This is a genomic window from Oceanisphaera marina (genome assembly GCF_014643915.1).
Classification (GTDB): domain Bacteria; phylum Pseudomonadota; class Gammaproteobacteria; order Enterobacterales; family Aeromonadaceae; genus Oceanimonas; species Oceanimonas marina.
This window is the reverse complement of record NZ_BMKE01000014.1, coordinates 23,553-45,910: the sequence shown is the minus strand read 5'-3', so window position 1 is coordinate 45,910 and position 22,358 is coordinate 23,553. Positions and strand designations below refer to the sequence as shown.

The following is a 22,358-nucleotide window of genomic DNA, read 5'->3' as shown; positions in this document are numbered from 1 at the left end:
TAAAAGGGGGCCGCATCGGTTGCGGCCCGGCCTTCTAGTAGGGTGTTGCTGCTCTTTTAGCTGAGAAAGCAGCTGACAAGAGCAGCAAGCAGCCGGTTAACGTACGGGAGGAGCGTATTGCAGGCCGCCTTCGGTCCAGAGCGCATTCAGGCCGCGGTCAATCTTCAGTGGCGAGCTTTGGCCCACGTTGGTTTCAAAGATTTCTCCATAGTTACCTACGTGTTTGATGATGCGATAAGCCCAATCGGCGGGGAGCCCCATGCCTTTACCAAAATCGGCGTCTTCACCCAGAAAGCGGCGCATATCCGGATTGTTGCCGCCTTTCATGCTGTCTATATTGGCCTTGGTAATGCCCATTTCTTCGGCGTTAACCATGGCAAAATGGGTCCACTTCACCACGTTGAACCATTGATCATCACCCTGGCGAACAGAAGGGCCCAGGGGTTCTTTTGAAATCACTTCGGGTAGTGCCACCGCGCCGTCGGGGTTGGACATTTTGGTGCGCAGGGCATAAAGCTGCGATAAATCCGAGGTCAGCACATCGCATCGGCCGGCTTCCAGACCTTGTACGGTTTGATCCGAAGTGTCGAATACCACGGCGGTATAGTTGATATCGTTTTTACGGAAATAGTCGGCCACGTTCAACTCGGTAGTGGTACCGGACTGAATACAAATGGCTGCCCCGTCCAGGTCTTTGGCACTGGCCACACCCAGAGATTTATTGATTAGAAAGCCCTGGCCATCGTAGTAGTTGACACCGGTGAAATTAACACCCAGCTCGGTGTCTCGGCTAGACGTCCAGGTGGTATTGCGGGACAACACATCAATTTCTCCCGACTGCAGCGCGGTCAGTCGCTCCTTGGCATTCAGCGGAATATACTGCACCTTGTCGGGATCATTAAAAATGGCAGCAGACACGCCACGACATAAATCCACATCCAGGCCGCGCCATACTCCCTTGTCATCCGGGCTGGAAAACCCGGCCAGACCACTATTCACGCCGCATTTCAACTCGCCTCTTTCTTTCACCGTATCCAGGGTTGCAGCTTGTGCCTGGCTGAGCCCAACTGCCAAGGTTGCAGCCACCAGCAGAGCGGGTTTACCCATGACGAACACGATATTGCCGACTGTTTTTTTGCTGACCATGATTCACATCCTTTTGAATTAGCTTGGCTTCTTTTGATGTTGTTTAACCGGCATTAAATTTTGCTGCCTCTTAAGAGTATTAGCACAATAAAAAATATTTGCTGTCACTTACGATCATTTTAGATGACTGTTTGCTTAGCGGGGGACTCTTTGTGTACTCAGCAAACAATGGCTATGTGGGTGCTGTTTGGCCTGATGTTTGGCGTCGCTGGCCAGTGCTGCCACATCGTGATGAGAATGACAGCCGTTATAATCCGGAGCCACTACGCCAATAGCTAACCCCAGCAAGGGAAAAAAATGCTGCTCGCCATTGCGGGCATCTGCCAGCATGCCCTTGTGCTGTCGGTGCTCGGGCAGATAAAAATCTGCGATGCCGTCGGAAAAGCGTTGCAGTATCAGCTCGCATAAGTCGCGCCAGTGACAATGACTATCAAAGACGGCCACAAAGTCATCACCCCCCACATGGCCAATAAATTGTCCGGCTCCGGCCACGACCTCTTCAAATAACCGTGCCACCCACTGAATCACTTTATCTCCCTGTGCATAGCCATACACATCGTTGTAGGGCTTGAAGTAGTTAAGATCAAAATAGGCCACATAAAAATCGTTTTGTTGTTGTAGCGCATCATCGATGGCGCGATAGATGGGGACATTGCCCGGCAGCTGCGTTAATGGATTGGCGTAGCGTGCATGTTGCAGCCGTTGTTCGGTAATGTTGCGCAGTAATCCCCGTACCGAGGCCAGTCCGTAATAACTCCCTTGCCGCGTGACAATAAAATGTGACAAGGGGTCACTGTCATCGTCGAGGGTAATCAGACCACTGGCGGTTTCCAGCGAGGTTTGCCAGTCTACTACCACCGGTATATTCATGGCATGGCGCACACTTTTATTGGCATAGAGGGCGCGGCCATAAGAGCCTGAAAATAACTCCATTACCCTTGCTCGTCGCAATATGCCAACGGGTATGTTCTTCGCTAACACAGGCAGCGACTGCAATTGTTCGTTTTCCAGCAAAATATCGAAGACCTGCTGTATGGTATCTTCGATATCAACGGGAACGCCGGTGCGCGCCAGTGTTGCAACACTTTCCTGATGCCGTATGGTCAGTTTGGACGGAGGCTCGGTACTGGTGCTGGGGGCCTGCAGTAACGGCATGGCCTGGGGTCGACCCAGATAATAGCCCTGGCACAAATAAACCCCCATTTGCTGCAGTTGTTGCAGCTCGGCCTGGTTTTCAATGCCTTCGGCAATAATCTGAGACTGCAATCCGCGAGCCAGTGTGACAATGCTTTGTACAAACTCGCGCTTGATGGGGTCTTGATCCAGGTCTTGAATAAAGTAGCGGTCTATTTTCACATAGTCGGGCTTTACTTCCGACCACAGCTTGAGACCGGAATAACCGGTGCCTAAATCGTCAATGGCAATCAAAAAACCCAGACTACGATAATGCTCAACGGCAATTTTCAGCCCTGCAGGATCGTGAATGGGATATTGCTCGGACAATTCAATGACGATTTTATTGGCGGGAATGCCCAGTGCCTGTGCCATACGCTGGGTACAGCCCTTGGGATGCTGTTTGTCGAGCAAGAGATTGGGATTCACGTTAATAAACAACAACCCCGACATCTGTAACTGGCTGTAAGCCTGCATGGCGAGATGGCGGCAACTGAGATCCAGTTCCGATAATTGCCCCATCTGCCTGGCCTTGTCAAACAGCGCACCAGGAAACTCCAAAGGATGACCCGCAGGGCCTCGGATCAGTGCCTCGTGTCCTAACAGGCGCTGCCGGCGAGTATCTACTATGGGTTGAAAGACCGGCTGCAGGCGCCGATGCTCCAGCAAAGTGGTAAGAGAGTCGTGTATAGGCGTTAATACTGTCATTGGCGCACCATGTTATTGTTATGGTGCGCAGTCTATGACCTTTTTATGAAAAATAGATGACATCAAACGCCACCATTATCTTTACCAATCAAGCAGTTCCCAGCCTCGTTGCCGAGCAATAGCGCACAGATGTTGATCGCCATTCACCACGCTTGCATGATCGGCGTATTCCAGCAAGGGCAAATCATTGAGCGAGTCGCTATAGGCATAACGCACACTGGGGGTGAGCTGCTGATCGTGCAGCCAGTCATGCAAACGGGCCAGTTTACCTTCCTGATAGCTGTACACGCCGCGGGTTCGGCCGGTATAGCCTCCCTCGTTACGGTCGAGCAAGATGCCAATGGCATGCTCGACGCCCAGTGCCCGAGCGATGGGTTTAACCAGGTGTTCGCCGGTGGCAGAGACGATCACCACCGTATGACCTTGAGCCTGATGCCAAGCCAGTCGCTTGCGAGCCTCGGGATAGACGCGCGGTAATATGTCCTGCTCTATAAACTCTTCCACCAGCGGGGTAAGATCCTGGGGCTGCCAGTAGCGAATGGGCGCCAGCGTCAGTGCCATGTAGGCGCTCATGTCCATGCGACCCTGATAATAGGCGCTCATCAGTTTTTGTTCTTCTTGCAGAATATCGGCACTGGCCAGCTTGCGCCGTACCATAAATGCCAGCCACAAACTGGCGGAGTCGCCGGCAATCAGGGTTTCATCCAGATCGAAAATAGCCAGTTTCATCATGCAACTTCCTTTAACTCGGTTCGGTCGAACAACAGTTCAAGTGTGCTGCCAGCCGGCAACAGCGCCCGGGCACCCCGATTCAGGCTATCCACTGTCAGCAGACACGCCGCCGCCTCGATATGATAACGGATCACATTGCCCAGCAGTTGATGGCTGATGACTCTGGCCGCGATGGGCGTCGTCATGGCCGGACCATAGTCTCTGCCCGGCTCTCGAATATAAATAGACTCGGGGCGCAGGGCCAGTTTGCCGGTAATGGTCAGCCCCAGCAACCGACGAGCCTGCTCGGGTGACAGCAGATTGTAATTGCCGATAAAGCCTGCGACAAAATCACTGGCGGGGCGGGTGTAAACGGCTTCTGCCGTATCGGCCTGTACAATTTGCCCCTGATTCATCACAAACACCCGATCCGACAGGGTCAAGGCTTCTTCCTGATCATGGGTAACAAACACGGTCGTTAGATTGAGCCGCTGTTGTATGGTGCGTATTTGTTCGCGTAGGTGTTTGCGAATCGGGGCATCGAGGGCCGACAAGGGCTCGTCCAGCAGCAGGATGCGTGGTCGCACCACCAGCGCTCGGGCCAGGGCGACGCGCTGGCGCTGGCCTCCCGACAGTGTGCCCGGATAAACATTTTCTCGGCCATTCAGACCGACCAGTTCGATTACCTCGGTTACGCGTCGGGCCATATCCTGTTTGTTGATGCGCTGTCTGGCAAGGCCAAAGGCAATGTTGCCGGTCACGGTCAGATTGGGAAACAGCGCATAGTTTTGAAAGACCATGCCAATGCCGCGTTGCTGCGGTTTTAATCCGGTAATGTCTTCTCCGGCTACCCGTATTTTCCCCGCATCTGGCGTAACCAGCCCTGCCAGACTGCGTAACAGCGTCGACTTTCCACAGCCCGAAGGTCCCAGCAGGGTAATAAATTCTCCCTTGCTGATGTCGAAGCTGATGTTCTTGAACACGGGCGTGTCGGTAAATGATTTGCTCAGATTGGCAACTTCCAGATAATGCATCAGTGACTCCGGGTTTGCAGGCGCAAGGCGAACCAGGTCGCCACACCAATGAAAACGAAATAAGACATCACCATGGCACTGGTAAAGTGACCACTGTTGGTGCGTTGGCTGTACAGATATACCTGCAGGGTTTCATAACGGGTGCCGACCAGCATATTGGCGAACACAAATTCCCCGAACAGGAAGGAAAAAGACAAAAACAGCGCGGCCAGCAGGCCATTACGGATATTCGGCAGCACCAGCCGTAAAAAAGCAAACACAGTGCTGGCGCCCAGCAAGTGCGCCGCATCTATCAGATCGACCAGGGGAATGGCCTCTAGGTTATTGGCCAGTGCACGATACATAAAGAGCAGGCTGATGGTGAAATAGCAGAAAATCAATATCCAGGGGCCACCGACCAGCGGCAGGGGGCCCCCAGCATACAGTTGTAACAGGCCTACCGAGGACACCACGGGCGGCACCGCGAACGGCAGTAAAATCAGCAGATTCATCAGTCCCTTCAGGCGAGGGAAGTAATAGAACACCACGAACAGCGTGGGTAGTATCAGCAGCAGGCTGAGCAGCAAGGCGGCCAGACATACCAGCAGTGAGCGGGCAAAGGCGGCCAGAAACCGGCTGTCTGACCACAGTGTGATGTACCAGTCCAGCGTAAAGCCACGAGGAAGAATATGGGCTCCCCATTGGGCTGACAGGGAGTACACCAGGGTGATCAGAATGGGCGCGGCCAGCATAAGCAGCAGACCATTGACCGTTAATCGAGCCAGTAGCGGGGCCTTGAATGCGTTACTCATAACGACTCCGGTTGATGATCCACTGATTGATGCCGGTCACCAGCAACAATATGGCCATCAGCAATAGCGAAAGTGCGGCAGCCAGCTGGGGCTCCAGGAAGATATCACCGGCGACCAGGGCCGATATTTGTATGGTGACCAGGTTGTAGTTGCTGGTCATCAGGGCGAAGGTACTGGCATAGGCCCCCAGGGCATTGGCCAGCAGTATGATAAAGGTACCCAGCAAGGCGGGGGTCAGCACGGGCAAGGCAACCCGCAGCCAGTATTGCCAGCACGGTGCGCCGAGCAGCGCGGCAGCGTCTCGCCAGTCTTTTTGCAGGCCATCGAACGCCGGATAGAGCAACAGCATGGCCAGCGGAATTTGAAAATAGGTATAGAGAATGATTAATCCGCTGCGTGAATACAGGTTGAAGCCATCAATCAGTCCGGTCTCCTGCAGCAGCAGGGTCAGGGCCCCGTTCATGCCCAGCAGTACGATAAAGGCAAATGCCAGCGGTACCCCGGAAAAATTGCTGGCCATGGTGGTGAAGGCCACCACCATGTCTTGCAGCTTCCCCGGTACCTGGCGTAAGGCTGCCGTGCCCGCCAGGGCAATCAGCAAACCCAGCAGGCTGGACCAGAGCGCCAAATCAATGCTGTTAGAGAACGACTGCAGATAAAAGGGCGAGTCGATAATTTCCTTGAAGTTATTCAGGCTCCAGAGTCCGTCGACCTGAAAGGCGTTGACCAGCACCCACAAGATGGGGGCCAGCTGAAACAAGCCAAAGACCAGTGCAAAGGGCAGCAGCCAGAGCAAAGGCAACGCCCGCCGCCAAAGGGTAGGGCTGGCGGCGGGCGTTGTTTCATCAAGATAGCGGGGTGATTGTGCTGGCTCAAGAGAGAGCTTTTGATGGAAATTGGCGGTTAGTGGTTCACTCATTTCAATAACTCGCTGCACATGGTTTTTTCATGGGGCGCCCCCAGCAGACTGGCGATAGTGCCACACAGCTCGACTTGTTGCGGGTGGGCATGACGATCATGACTAAAGGCATCTCCTGCCACCAGCAGTGGTATTTCTCGCTCTTCGGGCAAGATGCCACTGTGGCTGTGATCCCGGTTCATGCCATGGTCACTGGTGATCAGCACCTGATAACCTTCCTCCAGCCAGCGCGGCAGATAGTCGGCCAGCAGCAGATCGAAACGCCGGGCACTGTTACGATACTGGCGGGAGTCCAGACCGAATTTATGGCCGGCATCGTCGGTGTTCATGGGATGAATCAACAGCAAGTCCGGGTCGAATCGCGTTCTCAGAATTTCCGCGTCTTGTAGCAGGTGACAGTCCGGGTAATGGTCCTGGGAATAGAACAGGCCGTACTGAATGGGGAGCTCAGTATCTTGAGTGAAGCGATCCCGTATTGGCTGATAGGGCGTGCGGTTATATAGCTCGCTCACCCAGTGATAAGCCGCCGCCGCTGTGGTTAGTCCTGCTTGGCGAGCAAGCGAGAACAGACTTTGCTGGGTGCTGAGTCGCGTTATGTCGTTATTCAATATGCCGCTGTCCACCGGACGAATGCCGGTGAGTATGCATTCATAAAGGGGGCGAGACACCGCGGGCAGCTCGCATTGCATTTTGTAGCTGGTGAGTTGATCAGCTTCGCTCAGGCCCTGCAGGTAGCCCATGCAGTTTCGGGCTACCTCGTAGGCCAGGCCGTCGATAACGACCAGTATGACCTTGCGCATGTCTTTACCTCTGCTGGTGGATCAGCACTGCCGATTGCCATTGGCGCGACAGGGTGCGCGTGCTTTTTTCCCAGGCATCATGGTCGGCAACAGGTCGTGCTGCGGCGTACATTTCCTGTGGCAGCAGCTTTTGCTGTACCTCGGCCGGCAGCGTCACCTGGTCGCGGATCGGACGGGCATAACCACGCGCCAGATTGATTTGCCCCGCATCACTCAATATATATTCCCGAGCCAGTTTGGCCGCGTTCGGGTGTTTGGCATATTTATTGATAATGGTGGCATAGCCGGAAATCAGTGAACCATCAGAGGGGATAACGACGGTAAAACGCTCGCGGTCAATTTGGTCCCGATAGTTCAAGGCGTTGAAATCCCACAAGATGGCCATTTCCACTTCCCCTTTTTCCAGATTGGCAATATTGGGGTCTATGGGGGATAAACGATTTTGTTTGGCCAACTCGGCAAATAAATTCAGCGCCGGTGTGATATTGGATTCATCACCACCCTGGGCGAAGGCGGCAGCCAGAATGGCACTGTTGGCCTGTGCGGCCACGCCCACGTCACCAACGGTGACCTGATAGTCACCTTCCAGCAAGTCCTGCCAGGAAGTGGGGGCCTTGTGGACCAGTTCGTTATTGACGATAAACGCAATGGTGCCGGTGTAGCCCAGCATCCAGTGGCCGTCTTTATCTTTGGCCCAGTCGGGGATTTGCTCCCAGGTGGTGGGTTTATAGGCCTGGGTCACGCCCTGGCGAACGGCAATGGGGCCAAACGCGGCGCCAACGTCGCCAATATCGGCGGTGGCATTGTCTTTTTCTGCGGCGAACTTGGCAATTTCCTGCGCCGAGCTCATGTCGGTGTCTTGATGCTCAAGATCAAATTGTTCGCCGAGATCCCGCCAGGTATCTTTCCAGTTGGCCCAGCTGTCGGGCATGCCGACACTGTATATTTTTCCCTCCGCACGTGCTTTTTGTTCCAGCTCGGCGATGTCGGCGGCGAGCACAGCTGGAGTGCCTAAGCTCAGAGTCAGCAGGCTGGATATTTTCAATATGCTTTTCATCGGTTGCAATCCTCGGGACATGAGTCAGGTTCGAAGCCGATGCTAGGCAAAGTAGATGACAGGGAGGTGGTCCTTTTATGGCAGTTTTATGCCAGTGTCATGTCAGAATGGTGAATCAGCGAGCAAGTCGGTCAGTGACTGGCGGCTGCGGAACAGGTTGGTATCGTGGCTTTCTCGGGTTACATAGATAAAGCCATCCCGGCCCAGAGCAATGCCTTCAAACTGGCCGTTTTTGTTTAATTGCAAACGTCGCCCCTGGTGTTCCAGCACGCGGCCATCTTGTACCGGATAGAGCCAAATCCAGGCAGTGCGGTTCCACCAGTTGCGGCTGTAGCCGAGCAACAGCAAGGTGTTGGTCTGGCTGTCAAAGTCGGCCCCCGTTACCAGCATGTCGGTATTCAGCCGCTGCCGGGCCTGCAGTGGCGCCGGGTTACCTGTGGTCGGCACGGTGTAAATAGCGGTGTGCTGATCGAGCCAACGCTTGGTAAACAGCCATAATTCGTCGGCCACCCAGGTGAGCGCTTCGGCATCAAAGTTATGTTGATGGGGAGCAGGTTGAAACTGGCTCTGTTCGGCATAAGCGAGCGGCAGCGACGGTTGCACCTGTACCTGATCGTGCAACAAGGTCAGCGGCAATATGCTTAAATCGCGACGTCGGCCCCGATTATTGCCGGTATCGGCCACATACAGGGTATTACCGCGTACGCTTATGTCCTCCCAATCGTGATTACCGGCGCTTACGGGCAAGCGTGCGGTTATTTTGCCCTCAGGCGAGAGCATAAACAGCTCTGCGTCATTACCGCTGTCGTTATGGCTGATAAACCCTTGCTGCCAGCGCACCAAACCGGATGTTTCTGCCAAGGGGGAATCAAAGGTGGCAATGGGGTCCAGTAATAGCGACTGGCCCTGAGCCGTGATACAACCGCCAAGCAATAAAATTGGCCATAATAAAAAAAGAAAACGCATGACGATTACCCTGAAATAACAAAGTTCTTGTTATAGCGGGTTTAATGGCAAATTCAATACTCATTACCGGATTTGTGTTCAATAAAGCCGGTTTGTAAATATCAGGTTAATGGGTGGGGTAAATAGTGTCCTCTGCTACATTAAATGCAATTAGGCGGCGTATTTTCTGCTTTTATTTACTGGGTTAGCTCAATATTTCAGCTGGAAACTGTTAAGCTGCCGACCGAATCACAGGTATCAATAACAAGAGGAGAGCAGAGTGACCAAGGGTCTTGCGCTGTCGGTATTTTCGTCGGTACTGTTTGCGTTTTTGTATTATTACGCCAGCCTGATGCAACCACTGAGTGCCGAAGTGGTGTTTGGCTGGCGCATGCTGCTGACCATGCCCTGTGCCGGGTTGTTTCTACTTTATAGTGGCGACTGGCGTTTGGTAAAAACCCTGTTCTCCGCACTTAAATCACGGCCTGTGTTGTGGTTTGGACTGCCCCTGTCTGCCGCGCTGGTGGGCGTACAGCTCTGGATCTTTATGTGGGCGCCCATTAACGGCCGTGGACTGCCGGTGTCGCTGGGTTATTTTATGATGCCCCTGGTGTTGGTGCTGATTGGCCGTTTTTTGTATCAGGAACGGCCCAGCCGATTGCAGTGGGCGGCGGTGGGTTTTGCCGCCGTCGGCGTCGGCAATGAACTCTGGCAGGCAGGCGGTGTTTCCTGGGAAACCATGGTGGTGGCCATTGGTTATCCGGCATATTTTGTGTGGCGCCGTTGGCTGGGCAGCGATAATCTGGGCGGGCTCTGGGTCGACATGTTGCTGATAGTGCCGGTAGCCGCCTGGTTTGTATTATCGATTGATATGCCGTTCGCCGCATTCGACCAGCGGCCTGTGCTTTGGTTGCTGGTGCTGGGGCTGGGTATGGTCAGTGCCCTGGCGCTGGTGTGCTACATTCTGGCCAGCCGCCGTTTGCCATTTAGCCTGTTCGGTCTGCTGGGCTACGTTGAGCCCATCTTGCTGGTGTTTGTCTCGCTGATACTGGGTGAAAGCATCAAGGCCGAAGAGTGGCCAACCTATATCGCCATCTGGCTGGCTGTGGCTTTGTTGGTGGTTGAAGGCGTGAAGCAGCTGCTGGCATTCAGGCGCTATCGATTCAATGACAGACGCTAGCGATCCTAGGCCCACATCACGCAAATGGCGGCGATAACGATGAGTGCCAGCCCCCAGTGATCCTGACGGGTCAGTTTCACCTTGAAGTAATAGGCCGAAATCAGCAGGGTAAACAGCACCTCAATCTGGCCGAGGGTTTTAACCAGCGCCACGCTTTCCAGGCTCATGGCGCTGAACCAACCGATAGACCCCAGGCAACTGGTGATGCTAACCGCGGCCGTCAATGTGGGGTGCTTCACCAGGCCACTCAAGCTGGACCGATCGCGCCATGCCAGCCAGCCGACCAGCAACAGGGTTTGCAGGCTGATCACCAGCAGCAATACCCAGGCCGCGGAAAAGGGAAACGTCAGCTCCAGCAACAAGCTGGCTTCGCGTACCCACAGCGAGGTCAGGGCAAAGCTCAGGCCACTGCCCACTCCAAGCAGCAGAGTGGTGGGAGAAATCCCACCACTCAGGCGGCGCAGCCCGCTTAATAAACCGATGGCTACCCCGCCGATCGCCACCCCCAGCCAACCCAGGGGTGAGAGCAGGGAGCCAAAAAATCCCACCCCCAGAATAGCGGCCCAAATGGCTTCACTCTTTGCCAGCCCAACACCCACTGCATAGTTGCGCAGTTGAAACAGCCGTACCATCAAGGCGGTGGCCACAATCTGGCACACGGCTGCGCCTACTATATAGGCGGCAAACAAGACAGAAAAATGCGGTAACGGTTGGTCAGGTTGCCAGCGATACAATAGCCATAAATAGCCGCCAGCAAGGGGGCCAGCCAGAATAAAGCGTGCCAGAGTCACGCTGGTGGCCCCCAGGTGCTGGCTGAGCTGCTTTTGCAAGGCATTGCGCCAGGCCTGCATAAAGGCGGCAAACAGGGTGAAGGGGATCCAGAGCATAGTGTCGTTTCACGAAGTGGTAAGCCGTCAGCCTGTCTCTTAGTCACAAGTCGCCAGCGAGTGAATGAATGCCCAGAGGCAACTGAGTAGCCTCCTCCGACACGCTAAACCGCATCCCTGCGACGCTCAGCACATGACGTCCTTGTCATGTGATGGTCGGCTGAGGCTATCCCAGCCGCCTCTTTTTAGGCTCCGAGTCTTCAGTGAGCATCACTGACAGACGGCGCCGGTGTCAATGGGAAGGCAGAGGGTGTCTGCTCAGCCGACCATCCGCGCCAGGGATGGCGCGGCTGAGCCTACAGGGACCGTATTTACGGCGAGTCGGAGGAGGAGTGCCCTCTGCCTGACAAGTCACACTAACTTCAACAAATTTCAAAAAATAGTTGTGACTAAGAGACAGGCTTAAAGCTTAGCGTTGTGTTTTGCTTTGTTGCTGTTTTTTACGGGCTAGCTTTTCGGCGCGTCTTTGCTCGGCGGCGGCGACGGCGTCGCTGCCAATGTGCGCTTCGCCGCGGGCTTGTGCCAGTTGCAGCTGGTGCTCACGTTCGGCGTAGCGGCGCTGTTGTTCCGGCGTCTGCTTGTCATGACAATGAGCGCAGCTCACGCCATGCTGATAATGGGCATGTTGCATGTCTGCTGGCGACAGCGGCGCGCGACAGGCCGAACATAATTGATACTGGCCTGGTTGCAGCTGATGGTCGACGGTCACCCGATTGTCGAACACAAAACACTCGCCTTGCCACATCGACTCTTGTGCGGGCACTTCTTCCAGATATTTCAGGATGCCGCCGTGCAGGTGGTAGACCTCGTCAAAGCCCTGCTCTTTAAGATAGGCGGTGCTTTTTTCGCAACGAATGCCACCGGTACAGAACATGGCCACTTTTTTGTGCTTGTTGGCGTCCAGGTTGTTTTTGACGTACTCGGGAAACTCGCGAAAGCTCTCGGTATTGGGATTGAGTGCGCCTTTAAAGGTACCAATATCCACTTCGTAGTCGTTGCGGGTATCCACCAGCACCACGTCAGGATCCGAAATCAGCGCGTTCCAGTCTTTAGGCGCCACATAGGTGCCGACCACGCGCTTGGGATCTATGCCTTCCACGCCCAGGGTCACGATCTCTTTCTTCAATTTTACCTTGGTGCGATAAAAGGGCTGCTCTTCGCTGAGTGACTCTTTGTAATCGATACCGCTAAAGCGACTGTCGTTGGCAAACCAGGCTTTAAGCTGGTCAATGGCATCACGGGAGCCGGCCACGGTACCGTTAATGCCTTCACTGGCCAGCAGCAGGGTGCCGCGGATCTGTTCGGACTCCATCATGGACTGCAGCGGCTCGCGCAGTGCTTCGTGGTTGTCCAGGGTAACGAATTTATAGAGGGCACAAACAACAAACTGAGACATGGTTTCCTCCAGCGCGGGTGCTGCGCTGTATTAACACTGATTTATGGCCATACCGGCAGGCATGACGTGATGGGCGCATGATAACAAATTTTTCTGGCCGGCTGCAGTAAAAGCAAACGGCGACAGCACCCTTGGGGTCTGTCGCCGTTATTCAGTGGCCTGATACGCCAGCAGGGTGTCAGCTCGGCTGAGTCAGCGCCTGCTCTGCGTCTTCATCCTGGGCAAAAACAGCCTCGTCGGTCTGGCCCAGCAGCTTGCTGGTAATGGTACCGGCGGTCATGGCGCCATTGACGTTGAGGGCGGTGCGGGCCATGTCGATCAAAGGTTCAATCGAAATAAGCAGTGCCGCCAGGGCCACCGGCATGCCCATGATCGGCAGTACGATCAGCGCAGCAAAGGTGGCACCACCGCCGACACCGGCCACACCAAACGAGGCCAGGGTGATGACGCCAACCAGGGTTGCCAGCCATAATGGGTCCAGCACGTCTATGCCCATGGTGGGGGCTATCATTACTGCCAGCATGGCCGGATAAATACCGGCGCAGCCATTTTGGCCAATGGTGGCACCAAAAGACGCCGAGAAGTTGGCAATGCTTTCCGGCACGCCTAGCTTGCGGGTTTGTGCCTGCACATTCAGCGGTATGGTGGCGGCACTGGAGCGGCTGGTAAAGGCAAACGCCAGTACCGGCCATACCTTGCTGAAAAAGCGCTTGGCATTCACGCCGACAAAGGTCAGCAACAGGCCGTGGATCACAAACATGATGGCAATGGCCAGATAAGAGGCCAGCAAGAAGCCGCCCAAACTGACCACGTCTTGCAGGTTGGAGCCGGCAATCACCTTGGTCATCAGCGCCATCACGCCATAAGGGGTCAGCTTCATGACCAGCCGCACCAGACGCATCACCAAGGCCTGCAGTGCTTCTATACCGCCAATCACTCGACGGCCCAGCTCGGGTTCATCTTTCAGCAGGGTCAGGGTAGCCAGACCCAGGAACACCGCAAAAATCACCACCCCGATCACGGCAGTCGGGCTGGCGCCTGTCATGTCGGCAAAGGGATTGCGAGGAATAAAGGACACTACCAATTGCGGTACCGACAGGTTAGCCACACTGGCGACCTGCGATTCTAACTGTTCGGCACGGGCCAGCTCACGGGCACCCTGCACCAGATCTGCGGCATTCAAACCAAAACTGTGGGTCACAAACACACCCACCAAGGCGGAAATGGCAGTGGTAAACAGCAAGACGCCCAGCGAAAGCACGCTGATTTTGCCGAGTGAGGTGGCATTGTGCAGGCGCGATACCGCGCCCAGAATCGACACCAGCACCAGCGGGATCACGATCATTTGCAGCAGGCGCACATAGCCCGAACCCACCATATTGACCCACTCCAGGGTGTTGGCAATGGTAGTGGCATCATACAGAAGCTGCATGGTGAAGCCGGCAGCAATACCAAACAGTAAGCCGGTCAGCACCTGGCGCGAAAGCGACTGCTTGCTGCGGGCCAGTTTACCCAGCAACAACATCAATAATAAGAACACAGCCAGATTGAATAACACCAGCAACATGGTGACTCCGAAAACAGTAAGTTATATAGATAGCGGGCGATACTAGCAGCAGATTCGACTTGTTTATAATCGAATTTGTTATGAGCGGTAATTATTTTGCATAAGGAGGGGAAGCACAGCCATAAGCTTTAAGCCGTCAACTGTCAGAGAAAGCACGGGACTAGGCGTCAGCACGTCCGCTTTACGTATTTTGGGTATCGTAAAGCGGACGGCGTAAGCGTACTGCCTTATGCTAGCGCAGCTGCTCCAGTAAAGAGGCGCTGGCGTAGCCGTCGGCCACCTGGTTGCGTGATTGCTGATAGCCACGAATCGCGCTGATGGTATTGGGGCCAATCACCCCATCGGCGCCCTGGGTATCAAAGCCTCGGGCCGTGAGCTGACGCTGTAATTCGATTTTTTCGTTACGGCTCAAGGCGCGTTCGGCTCGAGGCCACTTGGCGACGAATTCACCACCACCGGCTATTTTATCAGCTAAATGTCCTACTGCCATGGCGTAAGAAGTAGCGTTGTTATAACGGCGGATCACCCTGAAGTTGTTAAAAATGGCGAAAGTAGGGCCATGGGCTCCGGCCGGCACCAAAATGGCGGCGTCGCCAAAATCGGGCAGCGGCTGGCCGGTGATGGTGGTCACGCCCTGGGCGCGCCAGGTGCTTACGGGCTGGCGGTTGTTTTGATCGGCATTGGCATAATCGAAGCCCTTGGGCAGCGAGACTTCCACACCCCAGGGGGCATTGTGTTGCCAGCCAAACCGTTTGAGGTAGGCTGCGGTGGAGGCCAGCGCATCGGTAGGATCGTCAGACCAGATGTCGCGTTTGCCGTCGCCGGTAAAGTCCTGGGCATACTCCAGATAACTGGTGGGCATAAACTGGGTGTGACCCATGGCACCGGCCCAGGATCCTTTCATACGCTCGGGGGTAATGTCGCCGGATTGCAAAATTTGCAAGGCGGCAAGCAACTGTTGTTCGGCAAAATCGCGGCGTCGGCCTTCAAAGGCCAGGGTGGCTAGCCCGGCGATGGTGCTGGTATTGCCACGATAAGACCCATAGTTGGTTTCCATGCCCCAAACCGACAGTATGACCTTGGCATCCACCTGATAACGGGCTTCTATGGCCTTGAGTGTAGACGCCAGCGCCTGCGCTTTTTCACGACCGGTACTGACGCGGGTCGATGACGTGGCGGTATCGAGATAATCCCATATTTGTCGCGTAAATTCGGCCTGGCTGCCGTCCAGCTTGATCACCTGCTGGCTGAGAGTGACGCCGTCAAAAGCGCGGTCAAACACCGCCGCTTTTATGCCTTTGGTCAGCGCCTTGGCGCGGAAGCCGGTTTTCCAGGCGTTAAAATCCGCCAGTTCTGCAGGGTTGGGCTTGACTGTCACGGTGGCGTTTTCGGCGGTGGATTTGGCCGCCGCGGTTGCGCCAGGCGTGGCCGGGGCAGTATTGGCGTGGCTGGCACACCCGCTGAGTACGGTGCCCAGCACCAAAGCACTTATATAGTGTCGTGTAAACATGAGATCCCGTTCGTGTGTGGCATGATGAATAGCGTGACCTGCAGCATATCCCAAGCCGATAAAAATGAAAGAGCAGCTACAGATTTTACCGAGATGAGCCGTAATTAACGAGATGATAAAACGAGAAAAATGCCTCTGTTCGGCAGATAGTGTCAGCGAGCTTTGTTATGATCGCCCTGGCCTGAAAAAAGCGATCAAGTTGTGTGATATCGGGCCGATAATCAGACCATTAAGGAAAACACAGTGCAGTGCCCTCGTTGTGAAAATATCATGAATGCCAACCAAGTTAACGAACGACAGGTAAAAGGGCTGGATATTCAGTGTGCCTGCCCGCATTGTAATGCAGGGCTTGCGGTGAACACGCAAGCCAGGAGTACCAAATTGATGTTCAATCGGAGCTGTTATGTATCTGATTAGAGATTTTAAAGACACCGACCTTAGCAGTCTCGAGCTTATTTATCATGATGCGGTCATGGAACAGGGGCAACGGGGTTACAGCAGTGAACAGGTAGAATTCTGGGCTGCATTTCCGTATCTGTATGCTGATAATTTCAGGACCCTGGTGTTAGCGGGTTACACCCGGGTGATGGCCTGCAACCAGATACCGGTTGCCTTTGCCACTTTGCATCCTGATGACCATCTGGCGCTGTTGTATGTGCTGGGCGATCACGCCGGGCGGGGGATTGCCGGGCGTTTATGTGACGATATTGAAAAAGAGGCCGCTCGTCGAGGAGTAGACTGCCTGCGTACCGACGCCAGCGTACTGTCGCGGCCGGTATTTGAACAGCGGGGTTATCGGCTGGTGGAACAAGAGCTGATCGAAAGAGAAGATTTGAAATTTACCCGCTTCATAATGGAAAAATCATTGCCCTCATCCCACTCTTGAATGCTGGCATCAATGACGGCTTTACCGCAAAATAGTGCCCAGCCCTGTGGGCGTTTAATTTATTACGGGGTAGGAGAACAACTGTGGCCAAGCCGAAAGACACCTATTATCTCACCGCCCATTGTCCCGGTAACCTCGGGACCGTGGATGTGATCACCAGCTATTTGCGGGAACAGCGGTGTTATGTAGTAGAGATGCAAACCTTTGATGATGTAGTGAGTGGCCATTTTTTTATTCGTGTCGAGTTTCGCCCGCCCAGTGACACCGTCTTTGACGAAGCGCAATTTCAGCAGAGCCTGCAGCCCAGAGCCGCATTGTTTGCCATGCAATGGGAGTTGGCCACCGCGGCTCAACGGCCCAATGTGGTGATCATGGTCTCTCGGCTCGACCATTGCCTCAACGATTTGCTCTATCGTTATCGTACCGGGCAGCTGGCCATTGAAATACCGGCCATTATTTCCAATCACCCCGATCTGCAACGGCTGGCCGACTGGCATCATATTCCTTTTTACCACCTGCCGGTCAACGACGACAATCGCGCAGAACAAGAAGCACAAGTGCTTAATGTTATTCAGGAGTGCGAAGCCGATCTGGTGGTGCTGGCGCGCTACATGCAAATGTTGAGCCCCCAGTTGAGCACGGCGCTGACCGGCAAGGCCATCAATATTCATCATTCCCTGCTGCCGGGCTTTAAAGGTGAACAGCCTTATCATCAGGCTTACGACAAGGGCGTTAAATTGGTGGGGGCCACCGCCCATTACATCAATAACGATCTGGATGATGGCCCCATTATTACCCAGGGTGTCGAGGTGGTTGACCACAGCCATTACCCCGAGCAATTGACCGCCAAGGGGCGGGATATTGAATGCATCACCCTGGCCCGAGCGGTGCATTATCATATCGAACGCCGGGTTTTTCTGCACAATGGTAAAACCGTGGTGTTTACCAGCTAGATTCTGTTTTTTATCCCTATTGGTTTTCTTACCGGAGCTTGTTTTTACATGAATAAAACCCTGGTGGCCGGCTTGCTGGCTTTTGCGCTGGCCGGTTGTGCCAGCTCGCAACCCGAGCAGCCCTTTACCCTTACCCTGGCGCACATCAACGACACCCACTCGCACTTCGACCCCAGTGACGCGCGTCTGACCCTGAATAACAAAGCTGTTTATACTCGCCTTGGTGGTTTCCCCCGGTTGTTAACCTATGCCAACCAGTTACGCGACCAGGCAGCGGCAACCGACCAGGCACTGCTGTTCCTGCACGGCGGTGATGCCTGGCAGGGAACCGGCTACTTCAAGTTGTATGAAGGTGCCATGAACGCCGATATGCTAAGCCAGCTCAAGCTGGATGGCATGGCGCTGGGTAATCACGAATTCGACCTTGATAACGCGCACCTGGCCGCCTTTATCAATGGCCTGGATTTCCCTGTGCTGGCGGCAAACCTGGATGCCAGCCGGGATCCGAGTCTGCAAGACGCCGAAAATCTCACACCCTATGTCTTGTATGCCTTTAATGGCAGCAAGAAAAAGCGTATCAAGAGTGTGGATGAAGCCGGCAAACAGCCGGTGGTGGCGGTAATGGGCCTGGTGCTGGAAGACATGGCCAACATTGCCCCCAATGTGGGCCAGGTGCGTTTTGCACAAGAAGTAAAAAGCGCCCAGCAAACGGTGAATACCCTTAAAGAGCAGGGCGTTAAGCATATCGTCGCCGTCACCCACCTGGGGCTGGACAGAGATCGGCGTTTGGCGGAAAAAGTAAACGGTATCGATGTCATCGTCGGCGGTCACTCCCATAGTCTGCTGGGCGATTTCAGTGAGCTTGGTTGGGCACAGGGTGAACCCTATGCCCGCCAGTTCACTAATCCGGACGGCTACGGAACCACCTGTGTGGTGCAGGCCGGACAGTTTGCCCAGGCAATGGGTCAGGTGGCCGTGACCTTTACCAAAGATGGACGCGTGGCAGGTTGCGAGGGCGGTAATACCTTGCTGGCCGATAATCAGTTTTACAACGATATTCGCCGTGGCGATAAGCAGCAACTCTCCAAGGCCCAGCAACAGCAAGTGATTGAGGCGATTAACGAACAGCCCAACATTACTCTGGTGCCGGAAGACGCCACCATGCGTGCCTATATTGATGAACAATATCGGCCAGCCCTGCTGAGTGCGTATGGGGATGTGATTGGCCATGTGCCGCTGACGCTCAAGCACACACGTGTGCCCGAGGCCGGTCAGGCCTCTAAGGTGGCGCCTTTGGTTGCAGCCAGCCAGCTGTATTGGGCGAATACCCCAGAGGTGCAGGCCGTGACCGGGCGTCGCGCCGACTTCTCTCTGGTAGCGGCCGGTTCGGTGCGTAACAGCCTGGAGCCCGGAGCGCTCAAGGAAGGGCACGTCAGCCTGGAGTTGCTGCCCTTTGCCAATCCCATCAGTCTGGTGTCACTGACCGGCCATCAGGTCGCGGGCTTGTTGCTGGAAACCATCAATAGCGCCATGGGTGCCAAGGCCCACAGCGGAAAATTTCCATACGGCGCCGGGTTGCGTTATGCCTTTAATGAAACCAGCCGTGGACGTGGTTACCTGGCCCGCATTGAGTATTTGCATCAGGGCCAGTGGCAGCGTATTGACCCCAATGCCAGCTACCAGGTGGTATTAACCGGTTATCACGCCTCCGGCAACGATGGCTGGAATAGTGTGTATCAGGCACAGCAGGTATTGACCGACAGAATCGATCTGGCTTATGTGCAGGACAAGCTGGTTTCTTTTCCGGTGGCGCGTCTGAGTAAAAATGAACAGGGGGCCATTGAGGTTCACTATATTGACCAGGCGCTGGACTGCCAGGAAACCGCAGTGGAGTGCGGTACGGACGCGCGAGCCTTTATCGAATATGTGCAAGATCGTCGGCCCATGCTGACGGCCTTGCCTGAATCTGGCGTGACTCTGAAACGATTGTGATGAAATAAAAGGCTCGATAACCTCGAGCCTTTTATTATTGATGTTCATATCTGCAGCATGAGTCAGTCTCTGCTATTGTTTACATACTCTATTGAGTCTACGGAGGGCGGAATGCGAACTAACTCGATTAATAAACATCTAGCAGCCTGTTTGCTATGCGCCCAAGCCTTGTTTTGGAGTCCGCAGCTGCTGGCTGCAGACCCTTTGCCTGCGGCACAAGGCCGAGTGGTACTCACAGTGACCGGTGATATTACGCTCACCAATACCAATGAGCCGCTTAAAACCGGGGCTACTCATGAAGCCGAGTTCGACTTGGCATTACTCAACAGTCTGCCCCAGCATGAATTCAGCACCGAAACCCCCTGGACCGACGGTGTGCATCACTTTCGTGGCGTACTGGTAAAAGACCTGTTGCAACGGGTGGGCGCAAAAAGCGCTTGGGTAAAAGCGATAGCGCTAAACGCCTATTATCATGAGTTTGATAGTGGCAGCCCTGAACTGGCGTCCTTGTTGCTGACGACGCATCTTGATGGCAAGCCGATGAAGATCAGAGATAAAGGTCCGGTCTGGCTGATGTTGCCCTTGTCGGAGCATTCAGAGCTGGATAACAAACGTTATTACGAACTACTTATCTGGCAATTAAAAACCCTGGACGTGGGCAATGGCAAAAACCTTTAAATTATTTGTGTTAACTGCCATTGCCCTGATATTCAGTGCCAGCTCCCTGTACAGCTACTATCGGGATCTGGAAGTAGTGGGCTACGTATCTGCCACCATAAAAACCATTGGCTGGGCGAGTTCCGAGCTTGAAATGGAAGTGCTCAAGTTTGACCAGGCATTGACTGCGCTGTCTGCCAACACGGCCGACGAAGAGTTTGTACAGTTACGCTATGAGCTGTTGTTAAGCCGTATCAATATGTTACTGGTTGGCAACGAGAGTCGCCCCCTGCGCGAGCAGCCCGGGGTATTGCCCGTGCTGGAGAATATGTGGCAAGAGCTGATAGCCCAAGAAGACAGGGTGTATGCGCTTACCGCCGATAATCGGGCCGATATTATTGCCTTGCGTCAGAACCTGGCGTACTTTCGTCCGCTCGCTCGCCAAATCAATGTCGACAGTTTTTCGGGTGACAATGTCTGGAGCCAGCTCGACAGTATCGATGATACTCGATTTCGCTCCAGCATTTACCTGGGCGGACTCTTGCTCAGTGGGGGCTGATGCTGCTGATGTTGGTGCGAGAAAATCGACGTAACCGACGACTCGCCTATCACGATATGCTGACTGGCCTGCCCAACCGTATGTATTTCTATCAATTGGCCAATCAGGCTATCGACTGGGCCGAAAGCAACCATCAACGATTGGCGTTGCACATGATCGATCTGAATGAATTCAAGACCATCAATGACAGTCTGGGTCATGAAATGGGTGATCGGTTATTGAAAGTGGTTGCCGAACGGCTGCGAGATACCATCAAGAAGCAGGGTAAGGTCGCCCGTTTGGGTGGCGATGAGTTTGTTATTATTCAGCGGTTGCAGCCTGATGAAGATGCCAGCCAGATGGCAACCGCCTTGTGGCAGTCATTGGTCCGCGACGTCACGCTTCCCGATGGGTGTTTATCCCCACAGGCTTGTATAGGGACCAGCCTGTACCCCGAGCAGGGGACCTGTATTACCGAGTTGTTGACTCATGCGGATACTGCCATGTATTACGCCAAGCACAGCCGCACCATCGCGGTGCAATTATACGAAAGCGGCATGGACGAGCGGCGTTTACGGCGGCAAAAACTGGCCATTGCCCTGCAGGCCGCCATCGAGCAAGACCAATTGACATTGTATTACCAACCCATTTTTCGTCTCGACAGCGGTGACATCGAGTCGGTGGAAGCGCTGTTGCGCTGGAGTTCGCCCGAATTCGGCATGGTGCATCCGCTAGAGGTAATTGCGGTCGCCGAGCACTATGGTTTGGCGCACCGACTGAACGAATGGGTGTTGCAGAGTGCCTGCCAACAACTGCACCATTGGCATCAGTCGGGTTATTATTGGCTCAAGATCAACGTTAACGTCAGCCCCAGTATCTTTATGGACGGCGAGCTGGCCCTTACTGTGCAAAAAGTGCTGCAAAGTAGCGGGCTGGATGCCTCGACGCTGGTCCTGGAAATTACCGAAGACACCAGTTTGTGGGATACAGCAAGCTCAGTTGAAACCCTCCAGCAACTGCGGGAACTGGGTATAGAAATCGCCCTGGACGACTTTGGTACCGGCTATTCCTCTTTTAGTCATCTGCGCCAGTTGCCACTTAACAAACTGAAAATAGACAAGTCGTTCGTGGCCGACATGACCACAGATCCGCGCGCCTATAATCTGGTCAAAACCATAGTGTCGCTGGCCGGTAGTCTGGATATGAAAGTCACTGCAGAAGGTATTGAGTTACCCGAGCAAAAAGACCAGTTGCAACAACTGGGTTGTGAATTGGGCCAGGGTTATCTGCTGGCCAGGCCCATGCCCGGGGATGACATGACCGAACAATTGCTGCACCACACCCGCTAAGGCGCTGAGCGTATGGCGGTGTTAACAGCCTAACGCCGGTGTCTGGGGTTGGTTCTTTGTAGGCGATGCTTCAGCTTCGCAATGCGGCGCAGCCACATCCTGCCATATCGCGCAGCGATATCGTTGCTCCGGTGCAGCATGAGACCCTGACCACCCGAT

The 22,358-nt window shown here is 54.4% G+C and carries 20 protein-coding genes; 7 read left to right on the top strand and 13 right to left on the bottom strand.

From position 1 onward, the window contains the following. Positions 1–96: 96 nt before the first annotated feature. The 9 genes from IEW52_RS09745 to IEW52_RS09705 all read right to left on the bottom strand — a co-directional run bounded on the left by IEW52_RS09745 (position 97) and on the right by IEW52_RS09705 (position 9,305). Positions 97–1,107 carry an amino acid ABC transporter substrate-binding protein gene (locus tag IEW52_RS09745; protein ID WP_188629929.1) on the bottom strand — a complete coding sequence of 337 codons (1,011 nt, stop codon included), beginning with the start codon at positions 1,105–1,107 and terminating at the stop codon, positions 97–99. Positions 1,108–1,281: 174 nt separating this feature from the next. Then, the gene (locus IEW52_RS09740) at positions 1,282–3,027 is read right to left on the bottom strand and encodes a bifunctional diguanylate cyclase/phosphodiesterase (RefSeq protein WP_188629883.1); all 1,746 of its coding nucleotides are present in this window, start codon (positions 3,025–3,027) and stop codon (positions 1,282–1,284) included. Between the two features lie 81 nt (positions 3,028–3,108). Next, positions 3,109–3,759 carry an HAD family hydrolase gene (locus IEW52_RS09735; RefSeq protein WP_229667879.1) on the bottom strand — a complete coding sequence of 217 codons (651 nt, stop codon included), beginning with the start codon at positions 3,757–3,759 and terminating at the stop codon, positions 3,109–3,111. Then, positions 3,756–4,772, bottom strand: coding sequence for an ABC transporter ATP-binding protein (locus IEW52_RS09730; RefSeq protein WP_188629882.1), 1,017 nt, complete (start codon positions 4,770–4,772; stop codon positions 3,756–3,758). The genes IEW52_RS09735 and IEW52_RS09730 overlap by 4 nt, the downstream gene beginning before the upstream one ends. Then, positions 4,772–5,563, bottom strand: a complete 792-nt coding sequence (locus tag IEW52_RS09725; protein WP_188629881.1) for an ABC transporter permease — start codon at positions 5,561–5,563, stop codon at positions 4,772–4,774. The genes IEW52_RS09730 and IEW52_RS09725 overlap by 1 nt, the downstream gene beginning before the upstream one ends. Then, positions 5,556–6,482, bottom strand: coding sequence for an ABC transporter permease (locus IEW52_RS09720; protein ID WP_188629880.1), 927 nt, complete (start codon positions 6,480–6,482; stop codon positions 5,556–5,558). Before IEW52_RS09720 ends, IEW52_RS09725 begins: the two co-directional genes overlap by 8 nt. After that, positions 6,479–7,282, bottom strand: a complete 804-nt coding sequence (locus tag IEW52_RS09715; protein WP_188629879.1) for an alkaline phosphatase family protein — start codon at positions 7,280–7,282, stop codon at positions 6,479–6,481. Before IEW52_RS09715 ends, IEW52_RS09720 begins: the two co-directional genes overlap by 4 nt. A 4-nt stretch (positions 7,283–7,286) precedes the next feature. After that, complete coding sequence (locus tag IEW52_RS09710; protein WP_188629878.1) at positions 7,287–8,339, bottom strand: ABC transporter substrate-binding protein; 1,053 nt, start codon at positions 8,337–8,339, stop codon at positions 7,287–7,289. Between the two features lie 102 nt (positions 8,340–8,441). After that, positions 8,442–9,305: an SdiA-regulated domain-containing protein gene (locus tag IEW52_RS09705; RefSeq protein ID WP_188629877.1), complete on the bottom strand. Its 864-nt coding sequence runs from the start codon at positions 9,303–9,305 to the stop codon at positions 8,442–8,444. 259 nt (positions 9,306–9,564) lie between these two features. Between IEW52_RS09705 and rarD the strand changes: the two genes are divergently transcribed. Beyond that, on the top strand, positions 9,565–10,464 hold the full coding sequence (rarD, locus tag IEW52_RS09700; RefSeq protein WP_188629876.1) for an EamA family transporter RarD: 900 nt from the start codon (positions 9,565–9,567) through the stop codon (positions 10,462–10,464). A gap of 5 nt (positions 10,465–10,469) precedes the next feature. Here rarD and IEW52_RS09695 read toward each other — a convergent pair whose 3' ends face one another. The 4 genes from IEW52_RS09695 to IEW52_RS09680 all read right to left on the bottom strand — a co-directional run bounded on the left by IEW52_RS09695 (position 10,470) and on the right by IEW52_RS09680 (position 15,824). Further along, a complete protein-coding gene (locus IEW52_RS09695) occupies positions 10,470–11,351 on the bottom strand; it encodes an EamA family transporter (protein WP_188629875.1) in 882 nt (293 codons plus the stop codon). Between the two features lie 409 nt (positions 11,352–11,760). After that, a complete protein-coding gene (gene trhO / locus IEW52_RS09690; RefSeq protein WP_188629874.1) occupies positions 11,761–12,747 on the bottom strand; it encodes an oxygen-dependent tRNA uridine(34) hydroxylase TrhO in 987 nt (328 codons plus the stop codon). Positions 12,748–12,925: 178 nt separating this feature from the next. Further along, complete coding sequence (locus tag IEW52_RS09685) at positions 12,926–14,314, bottom strand: L-cystine transporter (RefSeq protein ID WP_188629873.1); 1,389 nt, start codon at positions 14,312–14,314, stop codon at positions 12,926–12,928. A gap of 232 nt (positions 14,315–14,546) precedes the next feature. Further along, positions 14,547–15,824: a lytic murein transglycosylase gene (locus IEW52_RS09680; RefSeq protein ID WP_188629872.1), complete on the bottom strand. Its 1,278-nt coding sequence runs from the start codon at positions 15,822–15,824 to the stop codon at positions 14,547–14,549. A 403-nt stretch (positions 15,825–16,227) separates the two neighbouring features. Here IEW52_RS09680 and IEW52_RS09675 point away from each other — a divergent pair, with 403 nt between their 5' ends. From IEW52_RS09675 to IEW52_RS09655, 6 genes are all read left to right on the top strand, one after another. Beyond that, positions 16,228–16,710: a GNAT family N-acetyltransferase gene (locus IEW52_RS09675; RefSeq protein WP_188629871.1), complete on the top strand. Its 483-nt coding sequence runs from the start codon at positions 16,228–16,230 to the stop codon at positions 16,708–16,710. A gap of 83 nt (positions 16,711–16,793) precedes the next feature. Beyond that, on the top strand, positions 16,794–17,663 hold the full coding sequence (purU, locus tag IEW52_RS09670) for a formyltetrahydrofolate deformylase (RefSeq protein ID WP_188629870.1): 870 nt from the start codon (positions 16,794–16,796) through the stop codon (positions 17,661–17,663). Positions 17,664–17,711: 48 nt separating this feature from the next. Beyond that, positions 17,712–19,655 (top strand): bifunctional metallophosphatase/5'-nucleotidase, encoded by a 1,944-nt coding sequence (locus tag IEW52_RS09665; RefSeq protein WP_188629869.1) that lies wholly within the window; start codon positions 17,712–17,714, stop codon positions 19,653–19,655. A gap of 111 nt (positions 19,656–19,766) precedes the next feature. Next, positions 19,767–20,333 (top strand): putative pterin-binding protein, encoded by a 567-nt coding sequence (locus IEW52_RS09660; RefSeq protein ID WP_188629868.1) that lies wholly within the window; start codon positions 19,767–19,769, stop codon positions 20,331–20,333. Next, positions 20,317–20,871 carry a hypothetical protein gene (locus IEW52_RS15745; RefSeq protein WP_229667878.1) on the top strand — a complete coding sequence of 185 codons (555 nt, stop codon included), beginning with the start codon at positions 20,317–20,319 and terminating at the stop codon, positions 20,869–20,871. The genes IEW52_RS09660 and IEW52_RS15745 overlap by 17 nt, the downstream gene beginning before the upstream one ends. After that, positions 20,871–22,199 (top strand): putative bifunctional diguanylate cyclase/phosphodiesterase, encoded by a 1,329-nt coding sequence (locus IEW52_RS09655; protein WP_229667877.1) that lies wholly within the window; start codon positions 20,871–20,873, stop codon positions 22,197–22,199. The genes IEW52_RS15745 and IEW52_RS09655 overlap by 1 nt, the downstream gene beginning before the upstream one ends. The last annotated feature ends 159 nt before the right edge of the window (positions 22,200–22,358 follow it).

What these genes read in the sequence shown, in the direction of transcription:
- IEW52_RS09715 (WP_188629879.1), bottom strand. Translation starts at nt 7,282, where the DNA reads ATGCGCAAGGTCATACTGGTCGTTATCGACGGCCTGGCCTACGAGGTA.
- IEW52_RS09685 (WP_188629873.1), bottom strand. Translation starts at nt 14,314, where the DNA reads ATGTTGCTGGTGTTATTCAATCTGGCTGTGTTCTTATTATTGATGTTG.
- IEW52_RS09680 (WP_188629872.1), bottom strand. Translation starts at nt 15,824, where the DNA reads ATGTTTACACGACACTATATAAGTGCTTTGGTGCTGGGCACCGTACTC.
- IEW52_RS09745 (WP_188629929.1), bottom strand. Translation starts at nt 1,107, where the DNA reads ATGGGTAAACCCGCTCTGCTGGTGGCTGCAACCTTGGCAGTTGGGCTC.
- IEW52_RS09725 (WP_188629881.1), bottom strand. Translation starts at nt 5,563, where the DNA reads ATGAGTAACGCATTCAAGGCCCCGCTACTGGCTCGATTAACGGTCAAT.
- IEW52_RS09675 (WP_188629871.1), top strand. Translation starts at nt 16,228, where the DNA reads ATGTATCTGATTAGAGATTTTAAAGACACCGACCTTAGCAGTCTCGAG.
- IEW52_RS09655 (WP_229667877.1), top strand. Translation starts at nt 20,871, where the DNA reads ATGCTGCTGATGTTGGTGCGAGAAAATCGACGTAACCGACGACTCGCC.
- IEW52_RS09695 (WP_188629875.1), bottom strand. Translation starts at nt 11,351, where the DNA reads ATGCTCTGGATCCCCTTCACCCTGTTTGCCGCCTTTATGCAGGCCTGG.
- IEW52_RS09665 (WP_188629869.1), top strand. Translation starts at nt 17,712, where the DNA reads ATGAATAAAACCCTGGTGGCCGGCTTGCTGGCTTTTGCGCTGGCCGGT.
- IEW52_RS09735 (WP_229667879.1), bottom strand. Translation starts at nt 3,759, where the DNA reads ATGATGAAACTGGCTATTTTCGATCTGGATGAAACCCTGATTGCCGGC.
- IEW52_RS09660 (WP_188629868.1), top strand. Translation starts at nt 19,767, where the DNA reads ATGCGAACTAACTCGATTAATAAACATCTAGCAGCCTGTTTGCTATGC.
- IEW52_RS09705 (WP_188629877.1), bottom strand. Translation starts at nt 9,305, where the DNA reads ATGCGTTTTCTTTTTTTATTATGGCCAATTTTATTGCTTGGCGGTTGT.
- IEW52_RS09720 (WP_188629880.1), bottom strand. Translation starts at nt 6,482, where the DNA reads ATGAGTGAACCACTAACCGCCAATTTCCATCAAAAGCTCTCTCTTGAG.
- trhO (WP_188629874.1), bottom strand. Translation starts at nt 12,747, where the DNA reads ATGTCTCAGTTTGTTGTTTGTGCCCTCTATAAATTCGTTACCCTGGAC.
- IEW52_RS09710 (WP_188629878.1), bottom strand. Translation starts at nt 8,339, where the DNA reads ATGAAAAGCATATTGAAAATATCCAGCCTGCTGACTCTGAGCTTAGGC.
- IEW52_RS09730 (WP_188629882.1), bottom strand. Translation starts at nt 4,772, where the DNA reads ATGCATTATCTGGAAGTTGCCAATCTGAGCAAATCATTTACCGACACG.
- IEW52_RS09740 (WP_188629883.1), bottom strand. Translation starts at nt 3,027, where the DNA reads ATGACAGTATTAACGCCTATACACGACTCTCTTACCACTTTGCTGGAG.
- IEW52_RS15745 (WP_229667878.1), top strand. Translation starts at nt 20,317, where the DNA reads ATGGCAAAAACCTTTAAATTATTTGTGTTAACTGCCATTGCCCTGATA.